Annotated in this window: 7 protein-coding genes; 1 reads left to right on the top strand and 6 read right to left on the bottom strand. The window is 61.8% G+C overall.

Annotated elements, in window-relative coordinates; genetic code table 11:
- The 6 genes from LDL37_RS10235 to LDL37_RS10210 all read right to left on the bottom strand — a co-directional run.
- Positions 1-215, bottom strand: a 215-nt coding sequence (locus LDL37_RS10235) for a hypothetical protein (protein ID WP_290797657.1), incomplete at its 3' end; no start/stop codon positions are given.
- 176 nt (positions 216-391) lie between these two features.
- Positions 392-2,872, bottom strand: coding sequence for a beta-galactosidase GalA (galA, locus tag LDL37_RS10230; RefSeq protein WP_290797654.1), 2,481 nt, complete (start codon positions 2,870-2,872; stop codon positions 392-394).
- Positions 2,873-2,961: 89 nt separating this feature from the next.
- Entirely contained in the window at positions 2,962-5,865 is a 2,904-nt protein-coding gene (locus LDL37_RS10225) for a TonB-dependent receptor (RefSeq protein WP_290797650.1), read from the bottom strand.
- Positions 5,866-6,017: 152 nt separating this feature from the next.
- The gene (locus tag LDL37_RS10220; RefSeq protein WP_290797647.1) at positions 6,018-6,986 is read right to left on the bottom strand and encodes a FecR domain-containing protein; all 969 of its coding nucleotides are present in this window, start codon (positions 6,984-6,986) and stop codon (positions 6,018-6,020) included.
- Positions 6,973-7,542, bottom strand: a complete 570-nt coding sequence (locus LDL37_RS10215; protein WP_290797644.1) for an RNA polymerase sigma factor — start codon at positions 7,540-7,542, stop codon at positions 6,973-6,975. The genes LDL37_RS10220 and LDL37_RS10215 overlap by 14 nt, the downstream gene beginning before the upstream one ends.
- 273 nt (positions 7,543-7,815) lie before the next feature.
- The gene (locus LDL37_RS10210) at positions 7,816-9,195 is read right to left on the bottom strand and encodes a glycosyl hydrolase 53 family protein (protein ID WP_290797642.1); all 1,380 of its coding nucleotides are present in this window, start codon (positions 9,193-9,195) and stop codon (positions 7,816-7,818) included.
- 141 nt (positions 9,196-9,336) lie between these two features.
- On the opposite strand from LDL37_RS10210, the gene LDL37_RS10205 reads away from it, so the two are divergent.
- Positions 9,337-11,433: PAS domain-containing protein (locus LDL37_RS10205; RefSeq protein ID WP_290797639.1), on the top strand; the 2,097-nt coding region annotated here is incomplete at its 3' end.

The following is an 11,433-nucleotide window of genomic DNA, read 5'->3' as shown; positions in this document are numbered from 1 at the left end:
AAGCGCTTTGAGGCAGCCTTGTCGCCCTTCAGCGCCAGATCACGGCTCTCGAAATTGAAGAAGGTCGCCTTCATCGGCTCGCGGTTCACCGCTACCACCTCAGGCTGCTCCCATTCCGCCACGGGCGCGGTTTGCGCCAGTACCGGCGCCGCGGCGAGCATCATGACCCCCGCCGCCACCGAACCCATCACTATCTTCCTGAGCGATCCAGACATATCTTACCCTTTTTTGTCTGTTTATTTGTCTGATAAATTATGGCGTCAGACTCACGACGTGGCCAGCAAAAAGTGCGGCCAAGGGTAAAAAAGGGCGGACAACGGCCTGTTTCAGGGCGTTGGTGTTTGACCTGTCTCAGCAGGTGATGGGCAAAGGTCAGACAACCCGTGCCGTTCTAAGCGGTGATCAGGGTCACGCTCGACGGTTTCAACCCCTCTGCCGAGGCCGTCACCGTGATCCGCCCGGCCGAACGTCCGGTTTGAACAATGGCCTGCGCCAGACCGTTGAACAGCTTGCGTTCAGAGGCCTTGTCGGCCTCATGGCTGGCCGGATTACCATTGCCGACGCCGATCACCGCCCCGCCGCCGGACAGGGAGAATTTCACCAGATTATCGGCTTTCGGCACCGGGCGGCCCTTGGCGTCAAAGGCTTCGACCTTGAACACCGCCACATCGCGGCCATCGGCCTTCAATGCCGTGCGATCGGCCGTCAGGACCAGCTTCGTCGCCGGTCCGGCGGTTTCGCGCGTGGCCTTCATGACCACCTTGTTACCCTTATAGCCAAAGGCTTGAATCTTGCCCGGCTGATAGACCACATCCCATTCGAGGTGGCGGTTTTTGACGACGCTCTTCTTGCCCTGCGACTTACCATTGACGAACAGTTCGACGGCATCGAGATTCGAATGCACCCAGACGGGGATGTTTTGCCCTTCCTTGCCTTCCCAGTTCCAGTGTGGGAACAGGTGCAGAAGCGGCTCATTCTTCCACCAGGCGCGGTAATAGAAGGCATTGTCCTTCGGGAAGCCACAGGTGTCGAGAATGCCGAATTGCGACGAAATGGCCGGCCAGCGGTTATAGGGCGTCGGCTCGCCGCGATAATCGAAGCCCGTCCAAATGAAGCCACCGGCAATAAAGGCCTTCTCGTCGAACAGCGGCCAGTAGGCTTCGGCGGTCGAGGCCCACCACGGATGCTCGGTGTCGTAGGCCCGCAACACGGAGCGCGCCGGGTCATTGACGTATTCGCCGCGCGTTGAGACCGTTGAGCCGGTTTCCGAGCCATAGATGGGGATGTTCGGATAGTCGGCGTGGAACTTTTCCATCAGGTGATGGCGATAGTTGAAGCCCAGCACATCGACGACCGAGGTGATGCCCTTGCCGTAGGAATTGTCGAGCGCCGCCGTCACCGGACGGGTGGGGTCAAGGCGCTTGCACAGGGCCTTCATGGTTTTGGCGACTTCGATGCCGCGTTCGGTGCCCTGTAGCGGTTCTTCGTTGCAGATCGACCAGGCGATGACCGACGGATGGTTGCGGTCGCGACGGATCATGGCGTCGAGTTGATAGAGGCCGTCCTCACTGGACGACATCTTGCGCGTTTCGTCGATGACGAGGATGCCCAGCCGGTCGCAGGCCATCAGCACTTCGGGGGTCGGCGGATTGTGCGAGCAGCGATAGGCGTTGGAGCCCATGTCTTTCAGTTGCTGCAAACGCCAGACTTGCAGGGCGTCAGGGATGGCGGCGCCGACCCCGGCGTGGTCCTGATGGTTGTTGGTCCCTTTAAGTTTGACCGGCTTCCCGTTGAGCAGAAAGCCTTTTTCGGCGTCAAAGCGGATATCGCGCAGGCCGAAATAGGTCACCACCCTGTCCTGAATACCGTCGTCCGCCTCAACGGTTGTTTCCAGCCAGTAGAGGTGCGGTGTATCGACCGACCACAGGATGGGGTTGGTCAGTTTCAGCGTCTGACGCACGGTGGTGGACTCGCCCGCAGCCACCTCAGCCGTGGCCCCGTCCTGCGCTTCCTTACCCCCGATGGTCGAGGTGAGTTTGACGTTGCGCGGCTGAGCGGAGGCATTGCGTACCGTGGTTTCAATCTCGACCGTGCCGTCGGTCTTTCCGCGCACGCAGACGCCCCATTGCGGGACATGCACGGCGTGGGTCTTCACCAGCCAGACGTGGCGATAGATGCCCGCGCCTTCGTAGAACCAGCCTTCGCCTTCGGTCGCATCAACGCGCACGGTCAGGATATTGGGCTTGTCGTCCGTATTGATAAAGTCGGTGATATCGACCTGAAACGAGGTGTAGCCGCTCTCATGCCGTTTCAGGATAAAGCCATTGAAGATGATCAGCGCGTTACGGAACACGCCGTCGAACTCGATCCACAGACGCTTGCCCTTATCCGCAGGCGACACCGGCACCACGCGGCGATACCAGCCGATAGAGGTTTCGGGGAAGTCGCGGCCGATGGGTTTATAGCCGTGCGCCGCCAGCATGTCGGGCTCATCCTCGCCATTGGCGATGGGGCCTTTGACGCCTTGCGCAAAGGGCAGGGCGACGGCCCAGTCGTGCGGCACGTCGATCTTTTGCCAGTTGGAATCATCAAAATCCGCGCCGACGCAGGTGGCGACGCGCGCGCCTTGCTTGGCGTGGGTACGTAGCGCCAGCCCGTAATCGAAATCGCGGCTCATATCGCTGGCGTGGCCAAAGGTGAAGCGCCAGTCGAGATCGAGCGAGACCCGCTCACGCGGGCCGAGGTCGTCCTGCGGGAAAAAGTCGATGACGGGCTCGGTCGCCTTCGCGGTCGCTACGGCGTGCGGTGCCGTCAGGGCCGCTCCGGTGACGGCAGCGGTTTGCAGCAGGCGGCGACGGTTGAGATCGGTCATGACGGTTCCCTCTGGTTTTACAATTATCTTACAAATAAAAAAGCCGGGTCTTCAAGCGAAAACCCGGCCCCTAAAGTCTCTGAAATCGATTAGAATTTGTACGTCAGATCGAACAGGAAGCGACGGCCATAATAGGACATGTCGCCCACACGGTTTGACTTATAGTCCGTATAGACCTTCATCGGCGTATCCAGCAGGTTGCCCGCCTGGAAGCGCAGCGAGACGCTGGAGTTGATATTATAGCCCGCGGAGAAGTCGAGCGTCGTTTCCGGCATCACGCGCACCAGATTGGTCGAATCCCAGCCGAGGATGGCGGTGTATTCCGAATGGTACTTGGCCCCCAGACGCGCTTCGAACTTCTTGTCCGAATACCACAGGTCAAGAATGGCCGTGGTATCGGCCACGCCGTTCATCGGCAGCGGGTTACCCGCCGGGACGAATTCCTTGATGTTGGAATTGACCAGAGCCAGGTTGGAATAGATGCCAAAGCGGTCCAGCCACGACACATTCGGCAAGAAGGTGTCGAACGGCGTCTGGAAGGTGAATTCGACGCCCGAAATGAAGCCGCCCTTGCTCGAATTGATCGGCGAGGTCAGGGTATAGACATTGCCGTTGATCGTTTCGGTGCGCTGGTTATAGCCGACATAGTTCTTGACGTTCTTGTAATAGCCCGCCACCGCGAACAGCGAGTCCGGACGGAAGTAGTATTCATAAGAGACGTCGATCTGATCGGCCTCAAACGGCTTCAGATAGGGGTTGCCGGCCGAACCCGTATAGGGGGCCGAGGTCGAGATGGCGCGATTGGCCTTCAGTTCGTTCAGCGGCGCGCGCGACATGACGCGGGCCAGACCGAGTTTCAGGAAGCCATTGTCGATCACCTGCACCTTGACCGAAGCCGAGGGCAGGACCTTGGTGTAGCTGACGCCGCCCGTGGTGGGGGTCAGGGTCACGCGCTCGACCCAGTTGCCGGGCGTGGCTTCGACCCAGACGCTGGTGCGCGAGGCGCCAGACGACTGGCTATCGACATTGACGACCCTCAGGCCGACATTACCCGTGACCGGAGCGTCGATGAAGGTCGAGGCGAAATTGCCCTGCACATAGGCTTCGCCAACCTTTTCCGAGACTTCGGAATTGTAGGCGATCTGATCCGGCGACAGGCTGAAGGCGTTGGGGCCATAGACCTGCGTGCGCAGGGCGTCGAAATCGCCCTTCAACATGGCCGGAACGTTGAAATTCTCCAGCTTATAGGCCGTCAGGGTCGAGGCGTTCAGGCTGGCCGTAACGGGGCCCGCGGCCTGCGTATAGCCGGTGGCTTCGGACTTGGTGCGGTCGGCATAGCGGGCGCCGAACTGCAACGAGGTCCAGAAGTCACCGCCGAAGTCGCGGCGGAAATCGAGCTGACCAGACGTCAGTTCGTCCTTGACCTTACCCACGTCATTGGTCCCGGCCACGGTGGACAGGGTGGCCGTCTCCGGCGGTTGCGTGACGGTGATGAACGGGTCTTCGCTCAAAAGCCACGTCATGCTGGACGGATAATATTCCATCTTGATGGCGCGCCAGGTGTTTTCACGTTCGGCATTCGAATAGGAGAGATCGGCGGTGATAGTCCACAGTTCGCTCGACCACTTGCCGTTCAGACCGGTGACCAGCAGCGACTTGTCTTCGGCATAGCGTGCCACGACCGGCATCAGACGCGACCACGCGGTCGTCGCCCCGACCAGATCGCCATTGACGATGACCGGATTGCTGAAGCTGCCCGTATTGCCACCGGCCCAGTTGCCCCAGTTGTTTTCGCCGTACCAGGTCTGGTTCTGGTCTTCCTTGATCTTGTACTTCGAATAGAGCAGATCGTAGGTCAGTTCGAACTGCGCGTTCGGGCGGTATTGTGCGCCGAGCGAGGCCGAATAGCGGTCGGCATCGAGGAACTTGGCTTCGGACCCCGCGCCCCACGGCGTCGGCACCTTGGGGCCGCCCGCGACGACCGGGCCGGTCGAGTTACCGGCGCGGATCGAGTCGTCGTTGAAGCCCCAGCCACGGAAGCTCTCATAGCCGTTCTTCTGCTTCTGACCTGTCAGGCCCACGACAAAGGCGAACTGGTCATTGACCTTCTTCACCCATGAGCCCGAGGCGCGCCAGCCGAGGCCGTCATAGCCCGGAAACGCCTTGCCGCCGTCGTAATAGACGGCCCCGGCGCGGGCCACGAACTGCGGCCCCGAATAGGCGAGGGGACGGATGGTTTGCAGATCGACCGTGCCCGAAATGCCGCCCGACAGGAGGCGGGCTTCGGAGGACTTATAGACGGCAGCCCCGGCGACCACTTCGGAAGGATAGATTTCCCAGCGGACGTTGCGGTCGGGCTCGGAGGTCGCCACTTCGCGGCCATTGACGGTGCCCAGCACCATGCGCGGGCCGATGCCGCGGATCGAGGCCTGACTGTCATTGCCACGATCGCGCGAGGTGGTGACACCCGGCAGGCGCGCCAGAGATTCGGCGATGGTGACGTCGGGCAGTACGCCGATTTCCTTGGCCGAGATAAATTCGGCGACCCCGGCGCTGGAACGCTTCTGGTCGATGGCGTCGCGCAGCGACTTGCGGATACCGACGACCGTCACCTCTTCCGGCTCATCGGCGGGGGCTTCGGCCTGTGCGGTGTCGGCGGTACGCTCGATGCTGGCGGCAGAGGCGCGCACCAGTACGGCGGCGCGGCCATCGTTCGATTTCAGGCTGAGGCCGGTGCCGCTGATCAGTTGGATCAGGGCCTTATCAACGGGCAGCGTGCCTTCAACGGCGTTGGTGCGCAGGCCATTGAGGTCATCGGCGCTGGCCAGCACCTGAAGGCCCGACTGCTGGGCGAAAGCCTGCACGCCCTTGGCGGCGGGTTGCGCAGGGATGGCGAAGGCCTTGTTTTGCGCAAAGGCAGGGGCGCTATAGGCGGCGCTGACGCTCAGCGCGGCGATCAGGGCGGCTCGTGAGGCACCGGAGAACTGGATCATTATGGTGTTTCCCGTAGGACCGCGCCGTGGAGTGGGACTGCGGTTGCTTTTTATCGGGTGTGCCGGTCTGGCGGCAGTCACCCCTCCTGTTATCCAAGATGAAGCCCGAAACGCTTTCCGCCGCCTCATTCGATATTTTTATCTTATTTATTTTATTCCGTGCCGATGACGATGCGCGTGTCGTCGATGCGCACCGGCACGTCGAGCGCCAGATGCACCGAGCGGGCAAAGGTGTCCGGCTGATCGGCGCGGAACCAGCCGACCAGCTTCTCGTCCCCCAGCGCCGGATCGGCAATCACGATCTTGCGGCTGTTGTAGCGGTTGAACTCAGCGGCGGCGTGGGTGAGGCTGTCATTATCGAGCGCGATCTGCCCCTCGCGCCACGCCAGACGACGATCCACGGTTTCGGGAGCGTATTCCGCGCGGATCGGCTGCGACGCATAGGGCACAAAGACCCGGCCCCCGGCCTCGAGGCGTGTAGGGGTGTCCGGTGCCTGTGTGTTCCACACCTCGACCACGCCCTCGCTGACCATGACCTCGGCCCCGTCGGGGTAGCGGCGCACGCCAAACGCCGTGCCGACCGCGCGGGCGCGTACCGTATCGGCTTCGACCACAAAGGGGCGGGTCTTGTCCTTGGCGACCTGAAACCACGCCTCGCCACGGATCAGGCGGATGTCGCGGCGTTTGGCCCCCAGCGCGACATCGAGCGTGGTATCGGTATTGACGCTGGCGATGCTTTGGTCTTTCAGCGGCACCTTGCGCAGTTCACCCACCTCGGTCTGAAGCCGCTGATGGGTCAATGCGGGCAGGATCAGGGCCGCGCCGGCAACCGACGCCGCGATCAGGCCGCCCCCGGCCAGCCATTGGCGACGGGTGAGGGGCCGCGGGCGGGGGGCTAAGGCCCGAAAAGGAGAGGTATGCAGCGTATCGGCGGGGACGCCTGCGCCCATCACGCTGGCGCGATCGAGCATGGCCCAGGCGGCTTCGGCGCGGAAAAAGGCACCCTGATGCCGCGTATCGGCCGCCAGCCACGCCTCAAGCGCAGCCTGATCGGCCTCATCCCAGCGCCCGGCGGCGCGCGCCGCTATGTAGGCCGCAGCCTGCTCGTCAATGGCCGACATGCCGGGTCCGGGTGGGTTGCATCGGCACCAGAGCGGGCGCATCGCCTTCGGCGACCTGCTTTAGGATCAGGGTGAGGCCGCGTGCCGTTTCCTTTTCCACCACGTTCTCGCTGAGGCCCAGCCGCGCGGCGGTTTCGGCCTGAGACAGGCCGTGCACCTTGCGCAGCTCAAACACCGCCTTGCAACGGGCGGGCAGGCTCTCGATAAAGGCCATGACGCGCGACAACTCGCGGCGCGCCGAAACGGCCTGCTCCGGCGTGGGCGACAGATCGGCCCGGCCCAGCTCATCGAGGTTTTGAACGGTGGTGATCGACACGACGCGGTTTTTCCTGATCTGCTCCAGCATCAGATTGCGCGCCATCCGATACAGATAGGCGCGCGGGTCGGTGATATGGGCGTAGCTGGTCTGGCGCAGCAGGCGGTAATAGACCTCCTGAACCAGATCGTCGCGCTCCGACGGCGAAAGCCCGGCGCGCGACAGCCACTGACGCATCCCCGGCTCATGCGGCAGGATGTGCGTCCCGATGAAAGCCAGACGTTCGTCGTGCGCGCTCATAACAGCCCCGCCCGGCAGACGCCTCTACGGTATAAAATGCACGAGCGGCGCGTTTCCGCCGCGTCAGCGCGCTTTTTTTGGCAAAAGCCGGTTTCAATACGCACGGTGGCACTCCCTGAGTCCCCCGTCTCTCGTGATTCAGCCGGTGACGAAAACCGGTTTCCCCATTTTCATCACCTGCCCACAGGCGGGGTTGTCTCACAGAGTAAACACGTCCGCGCGTTTTTGACCAGATATTTGTATGATAAAAGACGCGCGAACGTCGCTGTGTGATTATTTTGTCGATAGGGTCGCCACGGCGGCCTTCGCCGGGACGGTGATTTCTGAGGCGGGGGCGTCTTTCAGGGCTTCGGGGGTGGTGGCAGCCCCGGCCAGCAGGGTCGAACCGGGGCGCTGCCAGCTGCGATAGACGAACCAGCCGTTTTCGCGCGTCATCGGCACGGCCAGACCACCGGTGAAGTCGCCGCTAACGAACAGGGCAGACTGGCCTTCGTCCTTCACCCGGAAGGTCATTTCGACCGGATAGACGTAATCGGCTTTGGGCCAGTCCAGCGCCAGCAGGGCCTTGCCCGCAAAGTCGAAGAAGGTGGCGTTTTCCCAGTTGGAGCCGCTGCCCCAGCGCGTTTTGCACTTGGTGGACACCCACGCCGGTTCCCAATAGACAACGCCCGCGCCGCCATTGTCGAGCGTCAGTTGCATTAGGTCGTGCAGGTAGCGCGCCTGACCTTCGGGCGAAAAGCCATAGGCGGGGAAGGTCGAATCTTCGCCCATCAGATTGACGTTTTCGTCTATATGCTTGTCGGTATAGGGATAGGCGGTTTCGACCACCACAATATCCTTACCCGGATAGGTGTGGCGCAGGCGATTGATAACCGCCCCAAGGCCCGCCATGTCCATTTTCGACCACTTTTTATAATAGCTGATGCCGATCAGGTCATAGCCTTCGATCCCGGCTTTGGTCGCCTTGAGGAACCAGCCCTCGACGTTTTCCGGCTGAGCGATGTGCAGCATGATGCGCGGCGTCTTGCCCGCCTTGAGGCCTGCGTCCTTTACGGCGCGGATACCGGCATTGAACAGGCGGGCATTGCGTTCCCAGTTGATCGGCTTGACCGGATCGCCCTGTTTCCACGTCACCGAGCCCATCATCTCGCCATTGGTTTCATTGCCGACCTGAACCTGATCCGGCATCAGCCCTTGCGCGTTGAGGGTCATCAGCGTGTCGTAGGTGAATTTATACAGGGCTTCGACCTGCTGATCGGTGCTGAGATGGGCCCAGGCGGCGGGTACCAGTTGCTTGTCGCCATCGGCCCAGTCATCGGAATAGTGGAAGTCGAGCAGGACGGGCAGACCGGCGGCCCTGGCCCGTTTCATGGCCCTGGTCACGTCGGCGAGATTGGAATAGGGCGTCCATTTGGGATCATTCCACAGGCGCAGGCGCACCAGATTGGCCCCGGACGACTTGAACAGCGCATAGACGTCTTCTGGCTTGCCGTCGCGGCTGTAGGTCGCGCCGCAATCCTCCATCTCATTCACATAGGACAGGTCGCTGCCGAAATAGTAGGCGCGGCCTTCACGGGCCTCGGCGGCGGGCAGGGTACCCAGCATCAGCAGCAGGGCGGCGGGCAGGGCGCGAAGCGGGTGGGCAAGGGGCATGAGAAACTCCAGAAAGGACTGTCCCTAACCAAGATGAAGCGCGCGGTCTTTTCCGCCGCTGCGAGTCACATAGCAATTATTGAAAACTTATACTCTGGCGTTTAGCCATGGGGCCTGCTGGCTCTGTTCCCCAAGGTTTCCATGTCCGCCCGTGATGACGCACGCTTTGCGCCCCTATCCGCTGGCGGCTATGCCCGCAGTCTGTTGTCCATCGGCGGGGCGTGCGGACGCCTGATTGCAGAAAAAGACTGGTCGCAGAGCGAACTGGGCGACATCGAAACGTGGCCGGCCTGCCTGAAGACCTGCGTCAGCCTGATCGTCGCCTCGCACGTGCCTATGGCCGTGTTGTGGGGTGAAGCGGGGATATTGCTGTATAATGACGGCTATGCGCAGATTGCGGCCGGCAAACATCCGCAAATCCTCGGCATGGGGGCGCGCGAAGCGTGGCCGGAGGCGTCAGACTTCAACGATAATGTTGTGCGGACCGGGCTGGCGGGTCAGACGCTGGCCTATCGCGACGTGCATTTTGAACTCAACCGGTCGGGACAGCCGGAACAAATCTGGTTTGATATCGACTATTCGCCGGTGCGCGATGACAGCGGAAGCCCGGCCGGTATTCTGGCCATCGTGGTTGAAACGACGCGCAAAGTTCTGGCGGAACGCGCCGCCACCGCCGAGCGTGAAAGTCAGGCGCGGTCACTGCGCCACATGCCGGGTTTTGTGGCGACGCTGGAAGGGCCGGACCACGTCTTTACCTATGTCAACGAGGCCTATCGCACCATTGCCGGTGAGCGCGACTATCTTGGGCACAGCGTGCGGCAACTGTTTCCCGAAGTGGCGGATCAGGGCTTTTACGAACTGCTGGACGAGGTGTACCGCAGTGGGCAGCCCTTCACCTCGCGCAGCTTTCCGGTCAATCTCTCCAACCAGAGCGAGACGCGCTATATTGATTTCATCTATCAGCCCGTCTTCGACGACAAGGGTGCGGTGACGGGCATCTTCGTCGGTGGCTATGATGTGACGGAGCACAAGCGCGCCGAAGACGCCCTGAAGGCGCTCAATGCCACGCTGGAAGACCGGGTGACGCACGCTCTTTCCGAGCGCAAGATTCTGGCCGATGTGGTCGAAGCGACCGAAGCCTTTATCCACGTCATCGACACCGACTATAACTGGCGCGCTATTAATCGCGCCACCGTTGCCGAGTTTCAACGTCTGTTCGGCATTACGCCGCGCGTTGGCGACAACCTGCTGGAACGGCTGGCCGATCACCCCGACGCGGTGACGCATGTGCGGGCCCTGTGGGATCAGGCTTTGGCGGGTGAATCCGTACTCACGATAGAAGAGTTTGGAGAAGAGACTGTCGGACGGTACGCCTATGAAATCCGCGCCGCCCCGCTATACGGGCTCGATGGCGAGATTATCGGCGCCTATCAGTTTGCCTATGACGTCACGCAGCGTCTGGAGCAGGACGTCCTCCTGCTGCAAACCGTGCGCGAGCTTGAGGAGCGCGATCGGCTGTGGTCCCTGTCGCAGGACCCGTTCCTGATTACCGATAGCGAAGGGCGCTGGCTGAAGGTCAGTGCGGCCTGGACCCGTCTTCTGGGCTGGACGGCTGAGGAGCTGATCGGTCAGACGGCCCAGTGGCTTGAACACCCCGACGATCACGAAACGACGCGCACACAACTGCGCTCTCTGGCAGCGGGCGGCAGTACGTGGCGCTTTGAAAACCGGCTGCGTGATCGCGACGGCCAGTATCGGACCTTTTCGTGGACAGCGAACGAGGAAAACGGCCTTGTCTATTGCGTGGCGCGCGACATTAGCGACGACATCCGGCGCGCTCGCGAACTGGAAGACAGCCGCGATTTTGCCCGTCTGGCACTGGGGGCCGTCGATGGCATCGGCGTGTGGACCTATGACGTGGCCAGCGACCTCTTCCATTACGATGAGGGCATTGCCAGCGTCTATGCGCTCGATCCCAAAGCGGGCGTGAGCGGCGTCAGCCGCAAGGTGTTTCTCTCTAATGTGCATCCCGATGATCGGGCGGCCTTGCGCACCACTATGGCCGAAGGCCTGACCCGTCACGGCGATATCGAACTGGAATACCGCCTGATCCACCCGGATGGCTCAGTGCACTGGGTGTTGTCGCGCGGCCATACCTATTTCGAGAACGGCAAGGCGGTGCGCCGCACGGGCGTCGGTATCGACGTGACGGCCAAGCGTCAGCTTGAGGAGCAGTTG

The organism is Asticcacaulis sp. (assembly GCF_020217185.1).
Taxonomy (GTDB): Bacteria; Pseudomonadota; Alphaproteobacteria; order Caulobacterales; family Caulobacteraceae; genus Asticcacaulis.
Note: the sequence above shows the minus strand (reverse complement) of the source record. Positions and strands in the feature narration are given on the sequence as shown.